General features: G+C 57.0%; 26 protein-coding genes, 1 pseudogene and 2 riboswitches. Of the genes and pseudogenes, 8 read left to right on the top strand and 19 right to left on the bottom strand.

Going from position 1 to position 25,694, the window contains the following annotated elements:
• Positions 1-13 precede the first annotated feature (13 nt).
• The 4 genes from RZ517_RS07165 to folE2 all read right to left on the bottom strand — a co-directional run bounded on the left by RZ517_RS07165 (position 14) and on the right by folE2 (position 3,242).
• Positions 14-520, bottom strand: a complete 507-nt coding sequence (locus RZ517_RS07165) for an AAA family ATPase (RefSeq protein ID WP_338550773.1) — start codon at positions 518-520, stop codon at positions 14-16.
• A 178-nt stretch (positions 521-698) separates the two neighbouring features.
• Complete coding sequence (locus RZ517_RS07160; RefSeq protein WP_338550772.1) at positions 699-905, bottom strand: hypothetical protein; 207 nt, start codon at positions 903-905, stop codon at positions 699-701.
• Positions 906-1,103: 198 nt separating this feature from the next.
• Positions 1,104-1,952 carry a hypothetical protein gene (locus tag RZ517_RS07155; RefSeq protein ID WP_338550771.1) on the bottom strand — a complete coding sequence of 283 codons (849 nt, stop codon included), beginning with the start codon at positions 1,950-1,952 and terminating at the stop codon, positions 1,104-1,106.
• A 189-nt stretch (positions 1,953-2,141) separates the two neighbouring features.
• Positions 2,142-3,242 (bottom strand): GTP cyclohydrolase FolE2, encoded by a 1,101-nt coding sequence (gene folE2 / locus RZ517_RS07150; protein WP_338550770.1) that lies wholly within the window; start codon positions 3,240-3,242, stop codon positions 2,142-2,144.
• 185 nt (positions 3,243-3,427) lie between these two features.
• On the opposite strand from folE2, the gene RZ517_RS07145 reads away from it, so the two are divergent.
• Positions 3,428-4,216, top strand: coding sequence for a HalD/BesD family halogenase (locus RZ517_RS07145; protein ID WP_338550769.1), 789 nt, complete (start codon positions 3,428-3,430; stop codon positions 4,214-4,216).
• A gap of 6 nt (positions 4,217-4,222) precedes the next feature.
• On the opposite strand, the gene metZ is transcribed toward RZ517_RS07145, so the two are convergent.
• The 6 genes and pseudogenes from metZ to ftsY all read right to left on the bottom strand — a co-directional run.
• Positions 4,223-5,404 carry an O-succinylhomoserine sulfhydrylase gene (gene metZ / locus RZ517_RS07140; protein WP_338550768.1) on the bottom strand — a complete coding sequence of 394 codons (1,182 nt, stop codon included), beginning with the start codon at positions 5,402-5,404 and terminating at the stop codon, positions 4,223-4,225.
• Between the two features lie 69 nt (positions 5,405-5,473).
• Positions 5,474-5,551: riboswitch (SAM riboswitch) on the bottom strand.
• Positions 5,552-5,622: 71 nt separating this feature from the next.
• Positions 5,623-6,246, bottom strand: a complete 624-nt coding sequence (locus RZ517_RS07135) for a hypothetical protein (RefSeq protein WP_338550767.1) — start codon at positions 6,244-6,246, stop codon at positions 5,623-5,625.
• 73 nt (positions 6,247-6,319) lie between these two features.
• The gene (locus RZ517_RS07130) at positions 6,320-6,925 is read right to left on the bottom strand and encodes an inner membrane-spanning protein YciB (protein ID WP_338550766.1); all 606 of its coding nucleotides are present in this window, start codon (positions 6,923-6,925) and stop codon (positions 6,320-6,322) included.
• Positions 6,926-6,940: 15 nt separating this feature from the next.
• On the bottom strand, positions 6,941-7,843 hold the full coding sequence (locus tag RZ517_RS07125; protein WP_338550765.1) for a DMT family transporter: 903 nt from the start codon (positions 7,841-7,843) through the stop codon (positions 6,941-6,943).
• 19 nt (positions 7,844-7,862) lie between these two features.
• Positions 7,863-8,747 (bottom strand): hypothetical protein, encoded by an 885-nt coding sequence (locus tag RZ517_RS07120; RefSeq protein WP_338550764.1) that lies wholly within the window; start codon positions 8,745-8,747, stop codon positions 7,863-7,865.
• Positions 8,744-9,634 (bottom strand): annotated as a pseudogene (gene ftsY, locus RZ517_RS07115) (signal recognition particle-docking protein FtsY); the annotation flags it as partial. The pseudogene ftsY and the gene RZ517_RS07120, both read right to left, overlap by 4 nt.
• Before the next feature lie 77 nt (positions 9,635-9,711).
• Between ftsY and RZ517_RS07110 the strand changes: the two are divergent.
• The 3 genes from RZ517_RS07110 to RZ517_RS07100 all read left to right on the top strand — a co-directional run bounded on the left by RZ517_RS07110 (position 9,712) and on the right by RZ517_RS07100 (position 11,986).
• Positions 9,712-9,969 (top strand): hypothetical protein, encoded by a 258-nt coding sequence (locus tag RZ517_RS07110; RefSeq protein WP_338550763.1) that lies wholly within the window; start codon positions 9,712-9,714, stop codon positions 9,967-9,969.
• 498 nt (positions 9,970-10,467) lie between these two features.
• The gene (locus RZ517_RS07105; protein WP_338550762.1) at positions 10,468-11,664 is read left to right on the top strand and encodes an alkane 1-monooxygenase; all 1,197 of its coding nucleotides are present in this window, start codon (positions 10,468-10,470) and stop codon (positions 11,662-11,664) included.
• The gene (locus tag RZ517_RS07100) at positions 11,588-11,986 is read left to right on the top strand and encodes a hypothetical protein (protein ID WP_422395566.1); all 399 of its coding nucleotides are present in this window, start codon (positions 11,588-11,590) and stop codon (positions 11,984-11,986) included. Before RZ517_RS07105 ends, RZ517_RS07100 begins: the two co-directional genes overlap by 77 nt.
• An 84-nt stretch (positions 11,987-12,070) precedes the next feature.
• Here RZ517_RS07100 and xseA read toward each other — a convergent pair whose 3' ends face one another.
• Positions 12,071-13,567, bottom strand: coding sequence for an exodeoxyribonuclease VII large subunit (gene xseA / locus RZ517_RS07095; RefSeq protein ID WP_338550760.1), 1,497 nt, complete (start codon positions 13,565-13,567; stop codon positions 12,071-12,073).
• Between the two features lie 70 nt (positions 13,568-13,637).
• Here xseA and purD point away from each other — a divergent pair, with 70 nt between their 5' ends.
• On the top strand, positions 13,638-14,900 hold the full coding sequence (gene purD / locus RZ517_RS07090) for a phosphoribosylamine--glycine ligase (protein WP_338550759.1): 1,263 nt from the start codon (positions 13,638-13,640) through the stop codon (positions 14,898-14,900).
• 137 nt (positions 14,901-15,037) lie between these two features.
• On the opposite strand, the gene RZ517_RS07085 is transcribed toward purD, so the two are convergent.
• Positions 15,038-15,763, bottom strand: coding sequence for an FG-GAP repeat domain-containing protein (locus tag RZ517_RS07085; protein ID WP_338550758.1), 726 nt, complete (start codon positions 15,761-15,763; stop codon positions 15,038-15,040).
• A complete protein-coding gene (locus tag RZ517_RS07080; RefSeq protein WP_317055184.1) occupies positions 15,763-16,086 on the bottom strand; it encodes a 2Fe-2S iron-sulfur cluster-binding protein in 324 nt (107 codons plus the stop codon). The genes RZ517_RS07085 and RZ517_RS07080 overlap by 1 nt, the downstream gene beginning before the upstream one ends.
• Positions 16,087-16,190: 104 nt before the next feature.
• Between RZ517_RS07080 and RZ517_RS07075 the strand changes: the two genes are divergently transcribed.
• From RZ517_RS07075 to RZ517_RS07065, 3 genes are all read left to right on the top strand, one after another.
• Positions 16,191-16,601, top strand: a complete 411-nt coding sequence (locus RZ517_RS07075; RefSeq protein WP_338550757.1) for an OB-fold nucleic acid binding domain-containing protein — start codon at positions 16,191-16,193, stop codon at positions 16,599-16,601.
• 36 nt (positions 16,602-16,637) lie between these two features.
• Positions 16,638-17,162, top strand: coding sequence for a peptidoglycan-binding domain-containing protein (locus tag RZ517_RS07070; protein ID WP_338550756.1), 525 nt, complete (start codon positions 16,638-16,640; stop codon positions 17,160-17,162).
• A gap of 117 nt (positions 17,163-17,279) precedes the next feature.
• Positions 17,280-17,930 (top strand): hypothetical protein, encoded by a 651-nt coding sequence (locus RZ517_RS07065; RefSeq protein WP_338550755.1) that lies wholly within the window; start codon positions 17,280-17,282, stop codon positions 17,928-17,930.
• Positions 17,931-17,938: 8 nt separating this feature from the next.
• Here the strand turns inward: RZ517_RS07065 and RZ517_RS07060 are convergent, their stop codons facing one another.
• From RZ517_RS07060 to RZ517_RS07035, 6 genes are all read right to left on the bottom strand, one after another.
• Complete coding sequence (locus tag RZ517_RS07060) at positions 17,939-20,233, bottom strand: glycosyl hydrolase family 28-related protein (protein WP_338550754.1); 2,295 nt, start codon at positions 20,231-20,233, stop codon at positions 17,939-17,941.
• Positions 20,234-20,400: 167 nt separating this feature from the next.
• Positions 20,401-21,471 carry an Mrp/NBP35 family ATP-binding protein gene (locus tag RZ517_RS07055; RefSeq protein ID WP_338550753.1) on the bottom strand — a complete coding sequence of 357 codons (1,071 nt, stop codon included), beginning with the start codon at positions 21,469-21,471 and terminating at the stop codon, positions 20,401-20,403.
• Positions 21,472-21,910: 439 nt separating this feature from the next.
• Positions 21,911-22,183: a hypothetical protein gene (locus RZ517_RS07050; RefSeq protein ID WP_338550752.1), complete on the bottom strand. Its 273-nt coding sequence runs from the start codon at positions 22,181-22,183 to the stop codon at positions 21,911-21,913.
• Positions 22,184-22,285: 102 nt separating this feature from the next.
• Positions 22,286-22,473: riboswitch (cobalamin riboswitch) on the bottom strand.
• Positions 22,474-22,587: 114 nt separating this feature from the next.
• The gene (locus RZ517_RS07045) at positions 22,588-23,337 is read right to left on the bottom strand and encodes a YebC/PmpR family DNA-binding transcriptional regulator (protein WP_338550751.1); all 750 of its coding nucleotides are present in this window, start codon (positions 23,335-23,337) and stop codon (positions 22,588-22,590) included.
• Between the two features lie 53 nt (positions 23,338-23,390).
• Positions 23,391-23,891 (bottom strand): lytic transglycosylase domain-containing protein, encoded by a 501-nt coding sequence (locus RZ517_RS07040; protein WP_338550750.1) that lies wholly within the window; start codon positions 23,889-23,891, stop codon positions 23,391-23,393.
• 15 nt (positions 23,892-23,906) lie between these two features.
• Positions 23,907-25,622 carry an SLC13 family permease gene (locus RZ517_RS07035; RefSeq protein ID WP_422395573.1) on the bottom strand — a complete coding sequence of 572 codons (1,716 nt, stop codon included), beginning with the start codon at positions 25,620-25,622 and terminating at the stop codon, positions 23,907-23,909.
• Between the last annotated feature and the right edge of the window lie 72 nt (positions 25,623-25,694).

Raw genomic sequence — 25,694 nt, 5'->3', positions numbered from 1 at the left:
GTTTCATGGTGGGCTAGTCTTTGTCATCGGCGCGATGCCAGACAATATTGAATCCTTCATCTTCTGACGGCATGTCCATGTGAGCGCATATACGTTCGAACTGTGCTTCGGTGACGGAAAAGGGATGCGCGCCACTTGCATTGCGGCGATGAAGCCTTTCAAGGCAAACGTTGTCAGGCACGTCCAGAATGTGAAGCGTATGCGCCGCTCGAGTCTGTGCGAGGATGTCGCGCATCCATCTACGGGATTCTTCAGTGTTGGCGGGAAAATCCAGAACAACCGTTACACCTGCGTTCAACAATGAGACCAGATGCGAGGCCAGTATCTTGCGCAGCTTTTTTGCGCAGCTCACATAGTCTTCCAGTGATTGCATCTGATCCGAAAACAATAGGTTCAGCCACTGGTCTTCGGTGATCAAGACAGAATTGGGCAATTCTCCGAGCTTGGCGGCCAGCGTGGATTTACCAGCTGCGACTTTTCCATACACCATGTGCAATTCAGGAGAAGGGTCAGGTTTCATCGGGTTCATTTTGCGCACGCAGATAGGCACACAAACGTAGTGAAGTTGGCGGTCTCTGCAACTCTATCTTCGTCACGAGATACGCAAGATCGCACCTGAGCAACCGATGGATAACAAAGATGGTCGTGGCAACCTACGCGGCAGCCAAAAGGGCCGCCTGCCTGAGTGAATTTAGATCTTATGCGTAAAACAAATCGCGGAAGACGTGCTGCGCGATCTCTTCTCGTTTTACACCCAAGTCGGATAGTTCTTTATCTGATTTGGCTTCGAGGCTCTCGATCAAGCCGCGACGCGATGCTGAAAAAGCCTGAGTTTCGATAGCGCTTTGTATTGGCGCCATCAAGCGGCCAACCCATTCGGCGATAAGTGAAATTGCAGTGTTCATCTGGAAACCTCGTGATTGGAGTTCAGGTTCCCTCCCTGCCTTCAATATACGATGGTGTACGACAAATGAGAATTGCCAAGGGGAAAACCCCGGGTTGCGCAGGACGCAACCCGGGAAATTTTACTAAAATTACTAAGTACTTAAAGAGTCTAAGCCCTTCGCCTTGCCCCTTGATACGTCGGCGAAAGGCGAAACGCTTTAGCTGTCCTTGGCCGCAGGGCTCAGCGGCGCTGGCATCTCCGGCGGCATGGACGGTTTGCGAGGCCGCTTAAGCTCGGTCGCAGGCACCGCGCTGACCGTCTTTTGCGGTTGGCCAGCAGGTTTGGCCGATGGTTTCACGGCTGCAGATTTCGATTTAAATGTCGGAACCGGCGACGCCGACTTAGAAACTGCTGTCGTTTTGGACTTTTGAGCCTTCGCAACCGGTTTGACAGCGGTTTTTGGTTTGACCTGAGGCTTCGGAGCCGCCTTTGGCGCGGCTGTGTTGGCGACAACAGGCTTGGCAGAAACAGTCTTGGCCACGGCTTTCTCAGGTGCAGGCTTTGCAGCGGCAGTCACTGGTGTTGCCAATGGTGTCGCGGCTTTCGCTTTCACGGCTGGTTTGGCGACAGGTTTTGGTGCTGTTGGCTTGGTGGCCACTTTGGCGAGAGCCGGTTTCACAGCTTTGGCTGTTTTGCCTTTAGCAGCAGGTTTCGTCGCTGCTTTCTTGGCAACAGGCTTGGGCGCAGCTTTGGCTGCCGGCTTTGGCTTGGCCGCTGGTTTTGGCATGGCCACTAGTTTCGCCTTCGCCGCAGGTTTTGCCTTAGCTGCTGGCTTGGACTTAACAACAGGCTTGGCCTTCGCCTTTGTTTTGGCTTTGGGCGCTGCTTTTGGTTTGGCCGACTGAGTCGGGGTCACATCACCGATACGAAGACCGACAAAGAAGAGCTGTGCATCCAATGCAGCTTTACCAGCCAACTGGGCGATTTTGATATTATTTTCCATCACATAGCCCGCCATGCGTAGGCTTGCGATTGAGTATTTGATAGGTGCTGAAAGTTGTTCCACAGCGAGGGTCCTTTCCGAGTATGTCGCACAGGAGTCGCGCTGTCCTGCGACTTGGACATACACCTTTCGCACTTGCAGCAAAAGAGGGGTAGCCCCTTTTATAGAAAGGTGTTGCGATGCAGCAATTTTATGCCGCATCGCAGTAATTTTGGTTAAATTTTCGGCTAAGTGAGAAGCCTCTTTCAGACCTTATCCGACATGGATCAGCGTTGAGAACAGCTTGGGGTCCAGGCTTTCAGCCGAGAACGTGTCGCCATGGGTCAGGATGCTGACAGCGTCATGGCTGTGCAGGCTTTCTTGATGGCTGGCGATGACGCGGAAATCCCCGATCCGCGCGTCATTGAGAAGCTGCTCGCAGAAGAGCCGCGCCGCGTCCTCCACAAAGATCGGGTTGGCCGCGTTCAGTTCGGCAAACGCCTGTTCATCCTCGCGTTTGACCATAACTTGCGTTTCGGTCTCGACAGCGCTGCGCGCGTTGTCGATCAGGTCTTCAAACCACACGCAGTTGTCACAGGCCACCTCCACCGAAATCCGCGCAACCGAGCGCTGTGAATGCGGTGTTGCAAGCTGCCCGCGCACTTGCCGCGCGTGTTCGCTGAGTTCAAGCGAGCACGGGCATGTAGACGAGTAGACATAGTCGAGATGCATGAATTTGCGCCGCACACCGTCGGTTTCCACCAGTTCCAGCGCGATATCGTAGTATTGATAGCCCTCAAGACCTGAGCGCAGAGATTTGATTTTCATCGGGTAGGAAAACCGCATCTGAATACGCGCATCAAAACTGTCGAGGTCGCTCATGTAATCATCTAGCGCCGCCTCAATCACCTCGAAACTAAAGGTTTTTTCGGCATGCTTATAAAAGCTGCGCATGATGCGGGACATGTTGATGCCCTTCTTGCCAGCCTCAAGGCTGACAGAGCCGGTCACAGATGTCTCAAGTGTGAGGTCACCGTTGTCGCGTGTGTGAAAGCGAATGGGCAGACGGAAATTGGAAATGCCCACATGCTGAATTTGCCTCTTTGCCCCGCGGATGAGCGAGGACGGCCCGTTCTGCAAATCGGGCATGGTGGCCTTGTACTCTGCATCAGGCGTGAAATCTTCGGGATAATCGCGGCGCAGAAGTGGATAGTTCGACACCTCCGTCTGTGGCAGCAGACGCGCAACTGCGGGATCCAAATCCGCCACTTCTTCGGGCGTCGCTTGTTCGGCCCACGCCCGCAGGCGCGCAAGGGCGTCTTCAGCCTCGGCACGGTTCATTTCTTTACCCAAATCGGTGGTTTGAATATTCATCGCCGGGGTCCTCGTTCTGTACCGACAGACCACCATATAGGGCCAAACGCCGGAAATTGCGACTGTATTCACGTTTACGTCAGAATAAGGCAAACGGATCATTTGTTTCTGCTGACACGGCCTGTCGCGGATGGACAAGACATAGACGTCAAAAGGTTTGTTCCTGATGCAAAGAGGAGCGTTTGATGCACGACATTCTAAATCTTGAGCGATATCCGTTGGACAAATTCGACAGCACGGCTTGGCGTGATCTTGTGGGGCGCTGCCAACAGGCGCTTGAGCAGGATGGCATGTTCACACTTACGGACTTCATGCATATGCATATAGCAGCAGGTGAGACGGCAAGAATGGCAGATACTTTTGCCAGGCAGAGCTTTCGCCATGAACGTGTGCACAACATTTACTTTCTGAAATCCATACCTGACCTTGCTTCGGATCACCCGGCCTTGACGCAGTTTCACACATCGAACCAGACGCTCTGCGCCGATCAGATCAGGGGCTCTGCCCTGCTTCGTCTTTACGAATGGCCGCCCTTTGCGCGTTTTCTGGCAGCAACCATGGGTCAGCCGGCGCTTTACGTCATGGACGATCCATTGGCACGGGTGAATGTCATGTCTTACGATGCAGGTCAGGCGCTCAACTGGCACTTTGACCGCTCGGAGTTTACCACGACCTTGCTTCTGCAAGCGCCAGAAGCGGGTGGTGCGTTTGAATACCGCACGGATCTGCGAAGCGAGGATGACCCAAACTATGACGGTGTTGCGCGGCTTTTGACCGAACAGGACGATCAAGTGCACACTCTTTCCCTTACACCCGGTTCACTCAATGTTTTCAAAGGCCGTAACACCGCGCATCGTGTTTCACCGGTAGAAGGAGATACACCGCGCGTCATCTCGGTCTTCTCATACTATGACAGACCAGGCGTGCGGTTCACGCAGAGCGAGCAGATAGGCTTTTACGGCAGGTCAGCCTAAGCCGCGTCAGACAGCTTCAAGCGCGCCCAGAATATCTGAGATCAGGTCATCCTTGTCCTCGATACCCACGCTGAGCCGGATCAGACCCGGCGTGATGCCAAGGACCTCTTTCTGCTCATCAGACAGGCGCTGATGCGTGGTTGTGGCGGGATGCGTGGCGATGGATTTGGCGTCACCAAGGTTGTTGGAGATCAGCACAATCTCAAGCGCGTTGAGAAATCGGAACGCCGCCGCCTGCCCGCCTTTGATGTCCAACGCGATCACCGTGCCGCCCTTGCCCATTTGACGCTGAACCAGATCGTGTTGCGCGTGGGTGGGATGGCCAGGATAGATAACGCGGGACAGTTTATCGTGCCCTTGCAGCGCGTCTGAGATGGCCTCGGCGCCCTCTGCCTGCGCCCGCACACGCAAATCAATCGTCTCCAACCCTTTGAGCATCACCCAGGCGGTGAAGGGCGACATCGAGCCGCCGGTGTGTTTCATGTATGGCTCGACCGTTTTGCGGATGTAGTCGGATGTGCCAAGGATAACGCCGCCCAAAGCCCGGCCCTGCCCGTCGATATGTTTGGTGGCGGAATAAACGACGACATCGGCGCCCTGCTCTATCGCCCTGGAGAAGACCGGCGTGGCGAAAACGTTGTCGACAACAACTTTGGCCCCAACCGCATGGGCCAACTCGGCGACGGCTGCGACGTCGATCACCTCTAATGTTGGATTGGCAATGGTTTCGAAAAAGACAACAGATGTCTCAGTTCGGATCGCTGATTTCCATGCGTCGAGGTCTGTGCCATCGACGAATGTTACCTCAACGCCGTAACGCGTCAGGATTTCTTCGAGCACGTAAAGGCAGGAGCCAAAGAGCGCACGCGCCGACACAACGTGGTCTCCAGCCTTGAGCATGGACGTCAACGCGCCAGAAACCGCCGCCATGCCGCTGGCCGTGGCAAAGGCGTCTTCGGCCCCTTCCAGAGCGGCAATGCGGTTTTCGAACATCGCCACGGTTGGATTGCCATAGCGCGCATAGATGAACTCATCCTCGCCCGCTTGCAAAAACCGCGCTTCTGCCGCCTCGGCGCTGTCATAGACAAAGCCTTGGGTGAGAAAGATAGCCTCACTCACCTCGTTATACTGACTGCGCCGTGTCCCGCCATGCACCAGTTTGGTGCGCGTATTCCATTTTTTGTCCATCCTCGACCTCCGGGCCAAAATTCACGCATCTGCGGGGACAAAAAAAGCCCCCACCGGACAAACCAAAGGGAGCTTTCACCTCTCGCCTCTTTAGCGGCATGTTTAACGTGGCCCGCAATCCGGTAACAAATCGCCACTGTGTTCATCTATCCAAGCCCGAAGAGCGCGTCAACTCTGACGCTCGGGTGTGACAAAAATTTGAAGGATTGGGACCAGGTTTACGCGGGCGTGTCCTCAGCCGGCATCACCATGAGCACCATGAACCAGTAAAGCGCATGCAAAACCATGGCAAAGAGCGCCATGCCGGTCATCCAAACAGTCAGAGAGCCCGATTGGATCAATAGTTCATTCACAATGAGAACTGTCCCTGCCGCTAGCGCATTTACCCGCAAAAGAGAGACGCGGGCCATGAGCTTGCCGCGCACCATCGAGTTGGGTGACACGCGTTCCATCACTTCGTCTTCACGACGCATGCCCAGGATCATGACCACCAGCACAAAGACACAGGCCGCCGACAAGATGCGTTGGCTGAAAACTGGGCTGCTGATGATGAGCTGGCTTATGGCCAGCATGAGCATCGCACCAACTGGCCACAAGAGCATCCGCGTGCGATCTCGACCAGGTTGCGAAAGTTGTGCCGCAGCTGTGGGGAGGTTTCGCCAGATGGCGTAGGTCTGGCCCATCACAAGCACCATCACAAAGCTTTTTTCCTTGGCCAATCCAAAACTGGACAATCCAATCCAAAGCATCAGCATGACGACGATCGGCACCAGATATTCCACCCGAATGGGAGGAACCGAGGACACTGCGTCCAAGACTTTTGAAGACCAGCGGCGTTTCATGGACGTGGTTTTGGCACCCAAATGCGACGATTCGGAGGCGATCACGGGCGCATTCGGTGAAATTTACATAAGGTTACGCGTCTTCAGAACTGTCACTGCTGTGTTCGGAAAAGACCTTGCCCTGCGCCATGAAAAAAAGAAAAATCGCCGCCGTCAGGCCAAAGGTTTTGAAATAGACCCAGCTTTCCTCGCTCATGGTGCGCCAGACGATTTCGTTAAGGGCAGCCAGGCCAAAGAAGAAATACATCAGACGCCGGGTGAGGATCATCCAGCCTTCCTGTGTCAGCGGCATCAGCCCTTCCATCACATATTGCAGATATGAGGTCCTACGCATCAGGCCAATAGCCAGGGCTCCTCCGAAAATTAGATATATGATTGTCGGTTTCATTTTGAAAAAGCGGGGATCATTGAACCAGACGCTTAAGCCCCCAAAGACGACCAACAGCACTGCGGTGACGGCCTGCATCTTGGACAGATGCCCCGTGAGTTTCCACAGGATTCCCATGCAGACAAGGAACACCGGGATGAACCCCGCTGTGACCACGACAAACCCGTCATAGTCCGTACCACCGAAGGTAAAGGTACTTTCCTTGAGCCAGAGATAGGCCACAAAAAACCCCAGGATCGGGCCAAACTCCAGAATGGTCTTCACCATCGGAGAGACGGTCTTGTCGCTCATGTCGTACCTTTCACCTTATCCGCCCATCTCAACTATCACAGCCCCCGCTGCAATCAATGCCATGAGGGCAATCCGACGCGGGCCGACGGTTTCTTTCAGCACCAGCCAGCCGATGAAGGCGGCAAACACGGTCGAGGTTTCGCGCAATACGGCGGCCTCGCCGACCTTGTCGAGCCGCGTGGCCAGCATGATGGAGCCAAAGGACATAAACGCGGTCAATCCTCCGAGGACGCCGCGCGCCATCAAGGGGCCGAGATCAGGGGGTGTGGCCATACGACTGCGCCGGATCCAGGCGATAACCGGGAAAACCAGCCCGTCGAAAAAGAAAAACCAGGCCAGAAAGGTGAAAGGATTGGCTGTGGAGCGAATGCCATAGGCATCATATGTTGTGTAAAGTGCAACGAAGAGGCCAGTGATCACCGCCAATCCGAGGGCGGCGGGCATCGTGTCGCGGTTGAGCGTGAGTGTGCGCAGGTTGTAGATCGCCAAGCCGTAGATGCCTGTGAGCAGCACACCCACACCAAGCCACTGCACAAATGAGAATGTTTCACCAAAGAGCAGGTAAGCGCCAATCACAGTGAAAAGAGGCCCCGTCCCGCGCACCACGGGGTAAACCACTGTATAAGCCCCTCGTGTGTAAGCCATGGCCTGAAGCACTTTGTAAACGGTGTGAATCGCCCAGGCGACAGCAAAGATCACCCACATATGCGGCTCGGGCCAGGGGACCACGAAGAAGGCGAAAGGCGCGGCCATGGCGGCATAGCTGATGTCAATTGCACCACGCGTGAGCCAGGGATCATGTCGGCCCTTCTGCAACGCACCGAAGACGGAGTGCAGAAAGGCGGCCAGAATGGCGAGTGCGAGGGCCATCTGATGGCCCGTCTCAGTACCTTCAATCGAGATGAGCCAATCACTCATAACCTGGCCGGGCGCGTGGCTATGGCGTCCATGTGGCGTCTATGGTTGATCCAGTCACAAGCTGTTCAACGGCGGCGGCTATATCCCAAACGCGCCCACCGCTCTTTTCCAATGTCATGGTGGCCCCAACAATCTGTAGAATGCCAATGCCATTATCCGACTGCACCTGCAGTTTGAGCGTTCCGCGTGCCGCAGGCATCGCGCGCATAAATCGCATCAGCGCTTCCTGACTGCCATCTGTAAACATTTCCGGCGGCATTCGCTTCAGGATTTGCACCCAGTCGCGCAGCGACGCGACCTCCTCAATGACAGGCCGAAGCGACCGGGACAAATCGCTGGTGGTATCCAGACTAAGACCCAGTGACTTGATCCGCATACCGCCAAGGGTCAATTGCATGCGTTCTAACGATGACAGATCGATACCGCCCCCGCTGGCGGTTATTGCCAAAGCACCGATATCTTCGAAATCGAACAACAGCTTTTCCACAACGAAATCGAAACTGTCCGGCGCACGCTGCGCCTTGACCTCAAGAGAACCCATCGCGTTTTCATTGCCAGGCCCGAGGTCCATCTTGAACCCTTTTACAAGACTTATGCCTTTGAAATCCGCTTCAAAATCAAGCGGAAAGCCGCGGCTAGCCACGGCGTCTTTCACGCCCAAAGCTCGCCATTCGACGGAAGCGAAATCATTGTCCTGCAGATCGCCATTGCTTTTGTCAACGCGGCACCATCCGGTTGGCGTGACACTGGGTTGGATGGCACGCAGCCGTCCGGGCATACTTGTCATTAAGGTGAACCCCTGCCACCCTGTGAGACACGCATCAGATGTCATAGGAGGCCGCGCCTCTTGTGCCGCGAGTGATGATGCTCCCAAAAGAGTGGCCAGGATCAACGCACGGATCATCGTTCCAGCCCTGTCAACGCATCTGCGAAGTCTTCGGGGTCAAACGGGGCCAGATCATCAATCTGCTCGCCCAAACCAATGGCATGAATAGGCAGGCCAAACTTGTCTGCGAGCGCCACCAGAACGCCGCCCTTCGCCGTGCCATCAAGCTTGGTCATGACAAGGCCCGAGACATCCGACATCTCCTGAAAGGTCTTAACCTGACTGAGCGCGTTTTGACCCGTGGTGGCATCCAGCACCAAAAGCGTGTTGTGCGGCGCAGTTTCATCTTTCTTGCGAATGACGCGCACGATCTTGGCCAGCTCTTCCATCAGATCAGTGCGATTTTGCAACCGCCCGGCGGTGTCGATCATCAACAGGTCCGCACCATCGCGTTCCGCCTGATCCATAGCGTCAAAGGCCAGGCTGGCCGGGTCTGAGCCTTCGGGTGCGGTGAGTACTGGTACCCCTGCCCGGTCGCCCCATATCTGCAACTGTTCAACAGCGGCGGCACGGAACGTGTCGCCCGCGGCGATCACCACGGTCTTTCCCGCCGCCTTGAACTGGCTTGCGAGTTTGCCAATCGTCGTGGTCTTGCCAGAGCCGTTGACGCCTACGACTAACACCACCTGTGGGCGTTTGGGGTAAAGCGGCATGGGGCGCGCAACCGGCTCCATGATGCGGGCAATCTCGGTTGAGAGCAGCTCTTTGATTTCTTGGGTTGAGAGCTTCCGGCCCATGCGGCCCTCGGCCATGTTGGCCGTCACGCGCAGCGCCGTGTCCACGCCCATATCCGCCGTGATCAGCAGCTCTTCGAGCTGTTCAAGCATGTCGTCATCGAGCACCCGGCGCACGACGGTTTTCTTCTCGGTCCGCCCAAGCAGACGACCCAACAGGCCCGGCTTTTTGGCGGGATCTTCGGGCTCGGGTTCGGATTTTGCAGCCGCAAGGGATGCCGCCATGGATGCCGCTGCGGTGCCAAGCGATGGTTTGGGCACCTCTGGCTCTCGTGGTGAGGCGTCCTGAGCCTGTTGCGGGACCTCCGCGTTCTCTGGGGGATCCTGCACGTCGGGGGTCCCGGCTCGGGGGCCGGGACGCTGGCGCGCTCTGGCTCTGGCTCTGGCTCTGGCTCTGGCTCTGGCTCTGGCTCTGGCTCTGGCTCTGGCTCTGGCTCTGGCTCTGGCTCTGGCTCTGGCTCTGGCTCTGGCTCTGGCTCTGGCTCTGGCTCTGGCTCTGGCTCTGAAGCAAGTTCAGGGGCGGGGGTGACGTCAAGCGTTGTTTCTTTTTCACCCGGCTCCGGACCATCTAAAGTTTCGACACTTTCTGGCCCGGGTTCAGGATCAGCTTCTGCAACAGGTTCAGGGTTAACTGCAGGTTCCGGCTCGGGCGCTGCAACTTCGGCCTCAACCGGTGTCTCAACCTCAATTTCTTCCGCTTCACCACCCTCTTCCACAATGGCGTCGAGCCCCTCTTCGATTTTGGAAGAGGATTTGAAAAGCCGGTCTCTGAGTTTGCGAAAAAATGCCATGCGCCACCCGGGTTTGTCGTCAATTCAGTTAACCCCCCTGCGCCCGGATGAAAAGAAGGCAATCACAGAAGTTTGCAGGCGTCGTTGACGAAATGGAAACAATAAGCCCCTAGAAGGCCGCAAAAATTGCAAACTCCCGCCTGCCCTGTTTGCTCAACTTCGCCGGGCGCAGCACGCCTGCGCTTTGTGGTTCAGCATGTTGGGGACTTCCCTTTGCTTCGGTTCGCGATTGTCACTCTTGCTCCAGCAATCTGTCTGATTGTGGCCGCCCTATCGGGTGGGATTTGGCCGTGGATTGCAGTGATTTACCTCACGGGCTTCATCTTTGTGATGGACCGACTGTTGCCAACCGACACAGGCAACATTGATCCCGGCTCAGAATTTCCTGCGACCGATCCCCTGTTGATCGCTCTTGCAACTCTGCATATTGTGATCCTGATGCTATGCATTGTCGCCGTTGCCCCCTCGCCTGCCCTGTCTTTTGGTCAAAAGGCCCTGATCGCCATCGGCGCGGGCTTGTTTTTTGGCCAAATCTCGCATCCCGCAGCGCATGAGCTGATCCATCGCAACAAACGATGGCTGCATGATCTGGGGCGTTTGATCTACACCTTGCTGTTAGTGGGCCACCATGCCAGTGCACATTTGCGGGTCCATCATGTGCATGTCGGGCGCAACGATGATCCCAATAGTCCTCGCCCCGGAGAGGGGTTTTATCGCTATGCCTTGCGCGCAAGCCAGCAGTCTTTTCTGGCGGGATTAAGCGCCGAAACGCGCCTGCGCGGTGGGCGTGTGACCATCTCACATCCTTATGTGCTTTATGTCTCTGGCAGCATTTGCCTTGCTGTACTTTCAGCGTGGTTTGCTGGTGCGCCGGGCCTTGTGATGCTGCTCTTTCTGAGCCTCTATGCACAACTTCAAATCCTGATGTCGGATTATGTGCAGCATTACGGGCTGCAACGGCAACTTCTCCCCGACGGTGAGCCCGAACCAGTGGGGCCACAGCATTCCTGGAACGCGCCACACTGGTTTTCGGCCTCCCTGATGCTCAACGCGCCACGTCACTCAGACCACCATGTCAGCCCGGCGCGCACGTATCCTGAGTTGCAACTTGATCCGGGCACCATGCCCATGCTGCCCTATCCAGTGCCGCTGATGGCCGGGCTGGCACTATTCCCGCGACTATGGCGCAAAATCATGGACCCCCGTTGTGGCCAATGGCGAGCACGGCCTTGGACCACGCGTCCTGATGTGACGGCGGCGGATATTTCGCCTGCAGTGCTGGCAGCCGCGAAATCCGGTGGCATCCCGGGCGCGCCTCTGCCAAACTCGGATCATGAAGTGGATGTGGATACTCCTGTACGTCAGCCTGCCAATACCGGCGGCAAGCCAAGGCGCAATGAGCGCGGGTGAGTTTGACGCCTATACGCGTGGCAAAACCTTTACCTTCGGCAGCCAGGGCGCACCTTACGGTGCCGAAGAATACCTTGATAACCGCCGGGTACGCTGGTCCTTTCTCGATGGGCGGTGCCAAGAGGGAGAATGGTACGAAGAGGCCGGACAGATTTGCTTTGTCTACGAGCACAAGCGCGATGAGCCGCAATGCTGGCGGTTTGAGAAAGGCGCGGGTGGGATGCGGGCGCTGTTTGAGAATGTGCCGGGCCAGACCGAGCTTTACGAGATGGCACAAAGCGATGAGCCGCTGATGTGCCTTGGCCCCGAGATCGGGGTTTGAGCGAGGCGTTTTCTTGCAAGAAAACGGATTGGAAAATACGTATTTTCCAGATCGGAATTTTCGAAAATTCCGCACCCAGATCCTTCAGAACAAATTGCCTTGTTCCGGTGGTGGTGTCTTCGGTTTTGAGGATTTTTTTGGCGCGGGCGCGACCGGCGCACCATCCAAGGCCAGTGTCCCATCGGCGAATTCGATCTCCAATGCCTTGGCCTGCCCCGCAGCGTCTTTGGTGGTGACCACCTCGCCATCGCCTCGCACCACCGCATATCCGCGCCTCAAAGTGGCCTTGTAGCCCAGCGTTTCCCGCAGCCTGTCCTGTGCTGACAGTGCCTCGCGCCAATCGCGCAATTGCCGTGTGCCCGCATCTGACAAGCGTGAAGACAGACGGTCAAAATCACGCTGCCGCTGCGTGATGTCGCGACGCAGAGCATTAGTGTTGAGCCGTGCTGCCAAAGATGTCAGCGAAGACCGGCGGTTTTGCACCCGTTCGCGCAGCAACCCGGGGCGCAGAGCACCCGCTTTTTCCGAAAGAGCCACGCGGCGCATCTGAATCGTACCGCGCAGCGCGTTGGGCAGCTTTTCTGACAGCGCATCCAGCCGCTGGCGCGGACCTTCCACCAACGCATCCGCGCGCGGCAAGGCGCGGCTAAGGTCGGTCAAGCGTTGCCGCCGCGCCGTGACCTGCCCCGACAGGGCCTGCAACAACCGCCCACCTTGCGCGTCCAGCCAGCCCAGAAGGTCCAGACGGACCGGCACGGCCAGTTCGGCCGCAGCGGTGGGGGTCGGCGCGCGGTGATCTGAGGCGTAGTCGATAAGCGTGGTGTCGGTTTCATGACCCACGGCAGAGATCAGAGGGATGTCCGAGGCAGCCGCCGCACGGACCACGCTTTCCTCGTTGAAGCCCCACAGATCCTCGATGCTTCCCCCGCCGCGCGCCACGATGATGAGGTCCGGCCGAGGCAAGGCCCCACCGAGGGTCATCGCGTTGAACCCTTCGATGGCCCGGGTCACTTCGGGTGCGCATTTCTCGCCCTGCACGGCCACGGGCCAGATCAGCACCTTGCGCGGAAAACGATCCCTCAACCGATGCAAAATGTCGCGAATAACTGCGCCCGAGGGCGATGTGACGACACCGATCACCTCAGGCAGGTAAGGCAGTGGTTTCTTGCGCTCAGGCGCGAAAAGGCCCTCGCCCGCCAACATCGTCCGGCGCTTTTCCAGCATGGCCATGAGGGCGCCGACGCCTGCGGGTTTGATGTCTTCGATCACAATTTGGTAACGCGACTGGCCCGGGAACGTCGTCAGACGGCCCGTGGCGACGACCTCCATGCCTTCTTCGGGCTGCACAGTCAGACGGCCCGCCACGCCCTTCCAGATCACGCCGGCCAGAACCGCGCGATCATCCTTCAGGTCAAGGTATAGATGTCCTGAGCGCGGGCGGCTGACACGTCCCACTTCCCCTTTGACGCGGACGTGGGAAAATTCGCCTTCAATCACGCGTTTGATCACGCCAGAAAGGTCAGACACCGAGAATTCCGGTGCGTTTTCTCCTGGGGATGGATCGTCAATCAGGTCGGACATGGAGGATGCCTTGTGTTGGGCTTTGGCACACCTTAGAACGCCCAGCAACCAAGGTGAAGCGGGGGAAGCCATGAACATTCTCATTCTCGGTGGTGGCGGTCGTGAACATGCTCTGGCCTGGGCCGTGATGCAGAACCCCAAATGCGACAAACTCATCGTAGCGCCGGGAAATGCCGGGATCGCGCAGATCGCTGAATGCGCAAAACTGGACATCGAGGATGGCGCGGCTGTCGTGAACTTTTGCGAAGCGGAGGCGATTGAGTTTGTCATCGTGGGACCAGAAGCGCCACTGGCCGCAGGCGTCGGGGATCGGCTGCGCGAGGCTGGTTTATTGGTCTTTGGCCCGTCAAAAGCTGCGGCACAGCTGGAGGCGTCCAAGAGTTTCACCAAAGAGATTTGTGATGCTGCCAAAGCGCCGACGGCGGCTTATGGGCATTTCACGAATGCCGCGGCGGCCAAGGCTTATGTCAGCGCACAGGGCGCGCCGATTGTGGTCAAGGCCGACGGGCTGGCTGCGGGCAAGGGCGTGATCATCGCCGAAACAATTGAAGAGGCCCATGCAGCGATTGACGACATGTTCGGCGGGGCCTTTGGCGGGGCCGGAGCCGAGGTGGTGATCGAAGAATTCATGCAGGGCGAAGAGGCGTCTTTCTTCGTGCTCTGTGATGGCGATGATGCTCTTCCCATTGGTACAGCACAGGACCATAAGCGCGTCGGCGACGGCGACACAGGGCCAAACACCGGGGGCATGGGCGCCTACTCTCCTGCCCCTGTTTTGACCGACGCGGTGGCAGAAAAAGCACTGAATGAAATCGTGCGCCCCACCCTGCGCGTCATGACCGAACGGGGCATGCCTTATCATGGGGTGCTTTATGCCGGGCTGATGATCAAGGATGGCCAGCCACGGTTGGTGGAATACAACGTGCGGTTTGGCGACCCGGAATGTCAGGTCCTGATGATGCGGCTTGGCGCGCAGGCGCTTGACCTGATGCAGGCGGCGGCGGAAGGGCGATTGTCGCAGGTAAAGGCAAACTGGGCCGATGATCACGCGCTCACCGTGGTGATGGCGGCCAAGGGGTATCCGGGCGCTTATGAGAAAGGCAGCGCGATACGAGGGCTGACAGCGTGCAACGAAGATAGTTTTCACATGGTGTTTCATGCGGGAACCAATGAGACAGAAGGGCAGATCGTGGCCACAGGCGGGCGGGTTCTGAACGTCACAGCACGCGGCAGTTCCTTGCGCGAGGCGGCAGATCGGGCCTACAGGATGGTAGACCAGATCGACTGGCCCGAGGGGTTTTGTCGGCGCGATATCGGATGGCGGGCGCTTTAAGCGCAAAAGCTTTTTGAAAGCTTTTGCCCAAGTCTTTTCTCAAAGGACTTGGACGAGGGGCCAGCCCCTCGCGCTGCACCATCTTACGAGGGGCCAGCCCCTCGCGCTCCCCGGGATACTTTTGGCAAAAAGAAAGATCAGGGACAGCGGAGGGCTGTGTTGAGGCTTTCGGGATCGGTGTAGGGGCCGATATCCTTGGCGTGCAGAGTCCCGTCGATCAGTGATACGGCCATGATGCGGGACCAGTTTGCACTGGCAAGGATCATTTCAGGCTGCTCATCACAGGTGCGGACACCGCCGGGGATGAAATCCCAACCGATTTTATGGTTGGTCAGGCCCGGCAGCGTGGCAATCTCAATAAGGGCGCCGTCTTGGAAACGCCAGACTCGCAGGGTTTTGGCCAGATGTGGTCGGTCGATATAAGCCACTTCTATATGGCCATCGCCATCCAGATCAGCGGCGCCAAGTGGCGCCAGCCAACGAAAGCGCGTGCCGATATAGGGGGTGGCGGCGATCAGACCACCGCCGTTGTAGAGGGCAAGCCTTGCACCTTTAGTCTTATGGCTTTCGACCACCATGACCTCGCGCTTGCTGTCTTGATCAATATCCACCAAGCGCGGTTTGATATCTTCAAAAACACGGTCTTGGGGTAGGCGAATGGTGTATTTGGTATGGCCCGGAAGATATTTCAGAACCAGCGCGCCATATTCAATGTAATCGCCAAGGACACCATGCGGATACCGCGCTGTAGGCTCAGTAAACTTCGCCCATTCCAGCGGTTCATATTCCCATGGTTGCGCGGCCCACGCTGGGCCAGAGTATGCGCAAAGCGCAGCCGCAACCCATGCGACCGCAAGGCGCATCAAATCTGTTTTTCAGGCATCTGCACGACAAGCCCGTCCAGCGCATCTGTGACCTTCAGCTGGCAGGTCAGTCGCGAGCGTTCGACATCCGGCTCATAGGCGAAATCGAGCATGTCTTCTTCCATGTCTTCCTTTGCGGGCAGTTTCCCGATCCAAGCCGGATCGACATAGACATGGCAGGTCGAACAGGCACAGGCGCCGCCGCAATCGGCCTCGATGCCGGGAATGTTGTTGTCGCGCGCGCCTTCCATCACGGTCAGGCCGTTGGCCACCTCAACTTCATGCTTGGTGCCATTGTGTTCGATATAGGTGATCTTTGCCATGCCGGGCTTCCTTCACATCTGTTATTCAGGGCTAAGTAGCGTCGCTGCAGCGCGCCTGCCAGTCCCAATTGCGACAGGATGTAAAAAGAGTTGCGACAAAACGTATGCGTTCTATATTTGTTCTTATGCATCTAACCCCTGCCCCACCGCCCAATACCTGGCCGCGCCCGCCTGCAGCGCTTGTGGCGGCGCGTTTGGCCGAGCCGGCCAATGGCGCACGGGTCTGTGTGGCGGGGCTTGTGATCCTGCGCCAGCGACCGGGCACCGCCAAAGGCGTGATCTTTCTGACGCTTGAAGATGAAACCGGTGTGGTGAATGTGGTGGTCTGGCGCGCGCTTTATGAGCGCTTTCGCCGGGCGGTGATTGCAGGACGTTTGTTGCGTGTCACCGGGCGGGTACAGAGGCAATCCGGTGTGGTACATGTGCTGGCCGAAGAGATCGAAGATATCTCGCCTCTGCTTGACAAGCTCTTGGACACCGAGAGTGATCTTTCCCCGCGCGTTAAAACCGGGTAAGATGCCTACAACAAACGCCTAAAAAGGCTCGAGCAGATGTCTAAATCCTTTCTTCTTGCTGTCATGGCAGGTCTTGCGCTTGCGGGATGTGGTGGGACTGTGGCTGGCGTTGGGGAACCTGAGCTGGTGCAGCGGCTCGAAACCGCGCCCCCCGGAGCGCGACCCGGCAGTTGCTGGGGCAAATCCATAAAACCGGCGGTGATCGAGACTGTAACACAGCAAATTCTGCTGCAACCGTCAGAAATTCTGGATGATGGCACGGTTGCGCGCCCCGCAATTTACAAGACAGAGACGCGTCAACAGATTGTACAAGACCGCAAAGAGACCTGGTTTGAGACCCCCTGTGCTTCTGATCTGACACCCGAATTCACGGCATCTGTCCAGCGCGCGCTCAAAGCACGTGGGGTTTACCGCGGGCCAATCACATCCGTAATGGACGCCCGAACGCGCGCGGCGGTGCGCGCGTATCAAAAACCGCAGGGTCTTGAGTCCGGCATTCTTTCGCTTGCCGCCGCGCGTCTATTGGGTCTTGTCGCGGTCAAGGACAGTGACACAAGCTAAAGCGTTTCGCGAAACTCTGTAACTCAGGTTTGTCGCGAAAGCTTTAGGCCAAGGCCACCACGGTCCCGTTAACGGCTGGTTTACTACATTTCATCAGTATGGCCGCGCGAGGTGTCTATGATCCATGCGCGTGCGCTGCTGTTAATTCTTTTGCTGATAACGCCCGGTGTTCTTTGGGCGGGAGCTTGGCCGCGTGCGACAGGAGAAACTTTTCTAAGCTTTTCGATTGAGCACAATCCTTCCGTACCCGAAGACAGCCCTGCTTCGCTATTTATCGAACATGGCTTAAACCACAACCTGACCGTCGGCTTTGATGGTGGAGGGAGGCAAACCGACCTGACCAAAGCGATTGCATTCCTGCGTTGGCCTCTGAAAACAAACGCGAAAACCGCGGTCACCGCGATCGAAATAGGTGCAGGATTTGCCGATGGCAACCTTGCACTCCGGCCCGCCCTGTCTTGGGGGCGAGGGTTGAGCTTTGGAGAACGCTCCGGTTGGATCGCGGTCGACATGCGAGGCTTGATTTACGAACAGGCTAACGGGCTGCTGGAGACCGATTTCACCTTTGGTTTGAAACCAGGCCGCCGCAGCATCCTGATCCTGCAGTTGCAGAGCGGAGTGCCCAGCGATTCAGAATCCTACGCCCGTATCGCACCCTCTTTTGTTTACGAAACAAAGCCCGGCCACCACCTAGAACTTGGGGCCACAGCCGGGCTTCTGAACAGCGATGATTTCAGGATCAAGCTCGGGCTCTGGCTCCGGTTTTAGGCCATGTGTCAGATTGGATCATCAATCCGTACCCGCATCAGGACCGTACCCATTACCGCCTTTTCCCATCGCAGGTTGATCTGATCGTTCCCGGCCCCTTGTGCCGTTTCGCAGTAAGGCTGCCCGTAGTAGACCGCGTTCACCGTATCGCGCACCGCCCCTTCCGGGGTCACAGATTCGACCGTTTGCGCCCAGGCTTCAAAGGGCAGATTGGGATGTGGTTCTACCACCCAGGTGGCCTGTACGCTGGCCTCTGTGTGGCGCAGAACAAGCGGGTTTTCCACATGGTTGTTCACATTGAAGAAGCCATTGTCTTCAAAATGAATGTTGCGGAATTTGTCAAAGTTCAGTGGCGCAAAGCTTGTGTCGATCCCCTCGAACCGGTCAATCACACCGTCCACAAGCCGCACGGTGTTGCCCGTCACCGTAAGACCGTTGATGAAATGCCCCGGCCCGTAGGGTTTGACGATCAGAAAGTTGAAAGACGGCGCACTGCTCTGGCTGAGAAACACATTGCTGGTGATCGACAGGGCGCTGAAAGAGAATTCTGAGCTGAAATCTGGTGTGGCGTCATACTCATTCCCCCATTCGATGGAACAGCTGTCGATGTAGTTGCCCGTGATCGTTCCACGATTATTGGTGCGTGCAAGGACGATACCCGCGCTGCGTGGACCGGGATCAGCACTGTCACCCTGGAAAATATGATTGCCGATGATGATGCTAGATGAGCCTGCCAGAACTGCGAAATGCAGAAAATGCGACGCGCGGCAATGGCGGATTTTCACGTCATTGGCGTTGCAATTGAGCGCAATCGCCTGCCGCTCGGTGACAAGCTTTGAGCTTTCGTTGGTGGAGAAATTGCACCGATCTACCAACAGACCTTGATCGCCCTCCCCATGGCTGGTGATGCCGCGATTGAGCGGGTTGGTGAAAAAGCAGTCGCGGAAGTGGTTCGCCGTCCCGGCTGGCGGCAGAAGGATACCACTGCAATCGTCCCCGCACTGGAATTCAATATTCGAGACAGACATCTTAGATATCTGATCAAAGCCGCTGAAATCCCACATGTATTTGAAGCGCCGGAAAGTGAAAGTCTGTGTGCCTTCGGCATCATAAAGCGGCTCGCTCAGTGTCAGTGTCTGCGCCCCGACATTCTTGTCACGGACATAAACCTCGCGTCCTACACCAATGCCTTCGACCAGGGATCCCACGAGAATGTTGGCCACGTTCGCAACACCTGAGAGTGTCTTGGAACTCCCCGCCGAATACGTAGCCTGTGAGGTGACGACCTCCGTATCCCAGTTGGCACCAGGGAAGACAGAAAACTGACCATTCTTGATCACGTGGCGTGATGCGTAGAAGGTTTTGTTCGAGACCGCTGCCTGCATATCCACCGGCGCGCGTAGCGCCACCTTGCGCCCCTTGAGGTCAAGCTCAACATGGCCCGGATTGTTCAAAAGCGCTTGATAGGCTTTCTTGAACGCAAGCTCGGTGTCTCCGCCAAAGGCATCCACGTAGCTTGGAAAATCGAAGTTCTTGGTCAGAGACAGGATCTTGTCATCTGCCATGCTGATCTGCCCTTCAAAACGCACAGGGCTCTGGAACGTGACGCTGTCCCCCAAGAAATAGGTACCCGCCGGGATCAGAACCTCACGTCCTGCCGCCACCGCATCTGCCGCTTCAAACGCAGGTTGGTCATCTGTGCTCCCGTCACCCACTGCCCCAAAATCACGCACGTCGATCCGGGATTGGATATCGCGCAGGAAGACGTTGGAAATATCCATGATTTCAATGTCGTCAATGCGGACAACGCCCCCATTGCCACCCGTGAGATCAAGTCCGAAATGCCCATAAAGCGGTTCGGTGCCCCAGGGCATATCGACCCCGCCGCGCGCACCGCTGCCGACAATCGCCGAGAGTTCCACGACCGCGCCATAGTTGGTGAGCGCCACGGACGGGCCAGTTTCCGTCAGCCCTGCAACATGCGCACCGCCCGCGCCCCCTGCCCAACCGGCAATGCGGACGGAAGGTAAGTTGCCAGAGATCGCCTTGATCCGGACTTTGACTTGGAGATAAACGCCGGGCAGCAAAGGGGTTTCGCCCATATACCGAAGCTTTTGAACCGCGTCCGTCTTTTGCAACTCCAGCGCTCCACCGAAATCCTGGTCGGCGGGCACAAATGCCGCGTTCGCCGCGTTGTCATAGGTCGATGAGCCCGGTGTGCCATCTTCGCTTGACCACACATCCAGCCCGTTCGCAAAGCCGGGAGGATGAAAGACGATACCGTCGGTAATTGCTTTGTTCATGAGTTCCCCTTTTCGCGCCCAAAGCAGATTTATCGGCCGGGCGTCATAAGAATTGCCGTTCGCAGAGACCGGGGGAGTGACCCACTCCGGTGTGGCAAGGGGAAGTAAAAGCTTGGGATTAACGAGGTCTCACAGCACCGTCACGGTGCCATATCTTTGTTTGTGCGCTACGCAACGCCACCTTCGACGAGACGATCCGCCAGCCGCGCATAGGCTTCAGCCACCGCCCCCTCGCCCAGAGCCACAGGCTGGCCCGCGTCGCCGCTCAGCCGTGTCTCAAGATCTATTGGCAAAGCCGCGAGCAGCGGCACGCCAAGTCGCTCGGCTTCATCAGCAACACCGCCATGACCAAAGATTTCAGTTTCTTCGCCGCAATGGGGACAATGAAACAACGACATGTTTTCTATTAGCCCAAGGATTGGCGTCTTCAGCGTCTGGAACATATCTATGGCCTTGCGTGCGTCTAAGAGCGCAACATCCTGAGGCGTGGACACCACAATCGCTCCGGTGGGTGCAGCACGTTGACATAAAGTAAGCTGCACATCGCCGGTTCCAGGCGGCAAATCGACGATTAGAACATCCAAATCGCCCCATTCCACCTGACTCATCATCTGTTGCAAGGCCCCCATCAGCATCGGACCACGCCAAATCACCGCCTTGTCCGCCTCCATCATCGACCCGATAGACATCATTTTCACGCCATGCGCCTGCAACGGCGTGATCACCTTGCCATCAGGGCTGGCCGCGCGTGAATTCACTCCCATCATTCGAGGCTGGCTTGGGCCATGGATATCAGCGTCAAGCAGACCCACCTTTTGACCCGCCTTTGCCAGGGCCACAGCCAGGTTAGAGGATACGGTTGATTTGCCCACGCCGCCCTTTCCGCTTGCGATGGCGAGAATGGACCGCACGCTCGCCGGACGGATTGACCGTTCTCCACCCTTGGGATGCCCGCCAATCTTGAGCTGTGGTGCTGGGGCTGCGGCGGCCCCTTCATGCGCCGTGAGCGCCACCGTTGCTGCGTCCACACCTTCTACGGCCAGCGCCGCACGTTCCGCAGCGGCACGCAAAGGCTCCATATGCTGTGCGACCTGTGCCGATGGCGCCTCAATCACAAAACGCAAATGGCCTGCATCGATTCGCATCGCACGCACCATGTCGCGGCTGATCAACGTGCCCCCATCGGGCAACTCCAACTGTTCCAGCTGGGCACGCACCTGTTTCAGCACATCTGACATGTTCAAACTCCGCCTCATTTCTTGGCATATAGTGATAGTTTATTCTCACGCGGCAAGATTGGTTTCCTCAATGGCATCAATTTCACCACATTGCCTAAAATTAAATCATTGTTTTCATGCATTTTCCGCATAGCTGCATTGCAGCAAAAAACTATTGTGCAGTCGCAGCATTACACTATCTTGATAGTCAAGCGGGCAGTCAAACACAGGCTGCACTCTTGGGAATTCGGACGCCTACTCCTCCTCCCTGGCGTCTGGATTAACGTCAAATCCTGGCTCAACAGGATGACGTTTGAGACGAAACGGCCTTCGGGCCGGAAAAGACACAACGGCTCCTCTCCTCCTCCCTGGAGTCGGACGTGAAGAAACGGCGGCGTCGCTCCTCCTCCCAGACGCCGCCGTTTTTTATTGGGATATCAAAACCCATTCCTGCACAGGATCAATGCAGGACGCGTGCCTGCCGACCTCGACGCGCCGCCGGTGCCATAGGCACATCCCGCGCTTCACGCAGCACCTCAACAAAGGCACGCGCGGCGGCGCTTGTTGGGTTTTGCACAGATGGATCTCGCAAAGCAGCGCCGACAACTTTGGGCGTTACATCACCGGGATGCGCAAAAACCCATTCCAAAAACCCAAGGCGCGCCATAGCTGCGGCTTCTGAGCCTGTGGCGTCGCAACGCTCTAACCCGTCTACAATCCGGTTCACTGTCATATTTGATACTCCTCCGGCCACACCCCGGGCCGAAATTGGGGCGGAGAATAGTGCGCGCAGCGATATGAGCCCCTGTCTCATCCGCCCGCACTGCCCTCCGCAGTTTGACGTCTTTACAAGGCTGGTTTCCGGACTTGGCGGGTTGCGGATGCGACGCCTTCCCGAGGTGGTATTCCCCAGTGGCCTGATGCCTCATCCCCCATCCTTACCGTTGCGGGGGCAGTGCCGGATTTGCACCGGCTTCCCAATTCTCCGCGCAACCGCGCAGCACCTTGAGGCTTTCAGTGTGTCGCCTGACCTTCAAGAGCACAAGCCCCTAAACCGCCTCAGCATGCGACAAAGACGACCCAAAGAAAACGCCGGTTCAAAAAACCGACGTCCGTCTCAATTTATTGCAGTTTGGCTTATTCGGCGGCGAGCTGTGCCATCACCTCATCCGAGGCCTCAAAATTGGTAGTGACAGTCTGCACATCATCATCATCTTCCAGGGCATCAATCAGCTTCATCAGCTTTTGCATCGCTTCGAGATCAAGTTCCGTGGTCGTCGTGGGCCGCCAGACCAGTTTGGTCTCTTCACTTTCGCCCAAATCTGCCTCCAACGCGTTAGAAACATCATTGAGGTCGGTATCGGCACACCAGATGATATGCCCGTCTTCACTGCTTTCTACGTCCTCGGCGCCGGCTTCAATCGCGGCCATCATCACCGTGTCCGCATCACCCACCTCTGTCGGATAGCTCACCGCGCCCTTGCGCTCGAACATGAAGCCGACGGAGCCGGTCTCACCCAAATTCCCGCCATTCTTGGTAAAGGTCGACCGCACAGTGCTGGCCGTGCGATTGCGGTTATCGGTCATCGCCTCAACGATCACCGCCACACCATTGGGGCCATAGCCCTCGTAACGGATTTCTTCGTAATCCTCACCCTCACCTGCAACAGACTTCTTGATCGCACGGTCGATATTGTCATTGGGCATCGACTGGGATTTGGCCTGTTTCACCGCAAGACGCAAACGTGGGTTCTTTTCCGGATCCGGATCACCCATCTTGGCCGCGATGGTAATCTCTTTCGACAGTTTCGAGAAAAGCTTGGCGCGGATTTTGTCCTGACGCCCTTTGCGGTGTTGAATATTCGCCCATTTTGAATGGCCGGCCATGGTGGACCTCCACTGATGTTCCTGCTTTGCGCTTTCTATAAGTCACTGACCGCTCAGCGGCAATGCTTGGCCACTTCCCGCTCTCGCAGACCTGTTTCAACCAAAAGACACCGATCCCGCGCCTCATAATAATACCCGCGCGCATACCACTGTACTGCCGTTGGTTCACTCCCGTCCGAGACAAGCCATGCCCCACGCAGGTATTTCACCGCCCATTTCAGGTTGGTTTCGGCATCAAGCAGATCACTCGGCTCCCCCCGAAACCCCATACCACGCGCTGTCGCAGGCAGGATTTGCATCATGCCCCAATAAGGACCATTGCGCGCTCTGGGGCGGTAGTCGCTTTCGCGCTGTACAACCCGGTGAACAAGCGAACGCGGCACCTCATAAAAGTCGGCATATTCATTAATCAAAGCCCGTATCTCCGGCGTTTCATTTGGATAAAGCGGCGGTTCTGGAGGCGCCTCAGGTTCGCTTTCCCGCGCCCCACACGCCGCCAAGACCAGAAACATGCCGCACAAAGCCCAAGTCTTCACTGTTCCAAAAATACCCATCTCCCACTGCTCTCCTCAAAGCGGCCAGATAAACGGAATAAGGGCGCTGGCCAACACTCCAACGCTCAGGTTAAGCGGAATACCGACCTTCATAAAGTCTGTGAACTTATACCCGCCGGGACCATAAACCAGCGTGTTGGTCTGATAGCCGATGGGCGTGGCAAAGCTGGCCGAGGCTGCGACCATAACCGCGACCACCAAAGGCCGCGCGTCCACGCCCAGCGCTTCGGCCAGGCCAATGGCAATTGGCGTGACCACGACGGCCACGGCATTGTTGCTGATCAGTTCGGTCAACACCGAGGTGATGAGGTAAATCGCCCAGATCACCAAAAACGCAGGCAGCATGGATAAAACCGGCGCAATCGCCTCGACAATCAGCGCGACAGCACCCGACGCCTCCAGCGCCGCCCCCACTGCCAGCATGGAAAAGATCAGCGCCAGAAGCCGCCCATCAACAAAGGAAAACGCTTCATCTGCATCAATGCAACGCGCCAGCAGTACCACGGCCAAGGCCACGATTGTCAGGGCCAGAATGGGTGCCACGCCTAGGGCCGCCAGGATCACGATGCTCGCGAGTGCACCCAAGGCCACCGGCGCATGGCCTCGCCTGTAGGCCCGCGCCGAGGGTTGGCTGACATCCACCAGATCCATCTCGTTGGCTAAGCGCTTAATGTCTTCCGGAGCCCCTTCTAGCAATAATGTATCGCCCACACGCACAATGAGTTCGTCCAGCTGCATCCCGATGTTCTGGTTTCTCCGGTGCACTGCAAGCGGGTAGACCCCAAAACGGCGTCTCAAGCGCAAAGACCCAAGACTGCGCCCAACCATGCGACATCCCGGTGTGATCAGCACCTCAACCGTGGTCGTTTCCACCGCAGAAACCTGATCCACACGCTTAAGTTCCTTGTTGCGTTGCAGGCTCAGAAGTTCGGTCATTTGCGTCCGCAGCACCACGCGGTCACCGACCTGCAACTCAACGCCCTTCAAATTGCGCCGCAGTGACAGGTCCCCCCGGATCACATCAATCAGGCGCACACCGTCGCGTTTGAAAAGTTGAACACCAGTCACTTCGCGGCCGATCAGGTTGCTCTCTGGCGGGATCACCGCCTCAGTGAAAAACTTCATCTTCGAGCGATCCGAGAGCATATCCGCCATGCTTTCCCGGTCAGGCAACAGCCGCGGCGCAATGAAATAAAGATACACCGCGCCCCAAGCGACCAGGCACACGGCCAGGGGCGTGACCTCAAAGATCGTGAAGGGCTCCATCCCCTGCGCGCGCGCCACGCCATCGACCAGCAGGTTGGTCGATGTCCCAATCAGCGTCAGGGTGCCCCCCAAAATGGCAGCATAACTCAACGGGATCAGCATCTTGGAGGCTGTGACACCGAGTGATCGCGCCAACTGCACGAAAATCGGGATCATGACCACGACGACAGGGGTGTTGTTCATAATGGCCGAGCCAAACACCACAAAGAGCATCAGCATTCCGATGGCCAGTTTCGGGTTCACCTTTGCTTGCCGGTCGGCGACAGTGGTGAACGCATCAAGCGCACCGGTACGTACCAAGGCACCCATGATGATGAACATGCCCGCAATGGTCCATGGGGCCGGGTTAGCCAAAACCTTCAACGCAGCCTCATAAGGCAGTACACCCGTTGCCAGCAGTAAAGCCGCACCTCCTAGAGCCACCACTTCAGTGGGGTAAACCTCTCGAATAAAAAGGAAAAACATCAAAGCCACAACGCTCAGCGCAATGATGGCCTGAGTGGTCTGGCTGAGATCAAGCGTTGCAATCACGTGCGA

The organism is Roseovarius sp. S88 (assembly GCF_037023735.1).
In the GTDB taxonomy this organism is placed as follows: domain Bacteria; phylum Pseudomonadota; class Alphaproteobacteria; order Rhodobacterales; family Rhodobacteraceae; genus Roseovarius; species Roseovarius phycicola.
The sequence above is the reverse complement of the archived record's forward strand: the minus strand, read 5'-3'. Positions and strand labels throughout refer to the sequence as shown.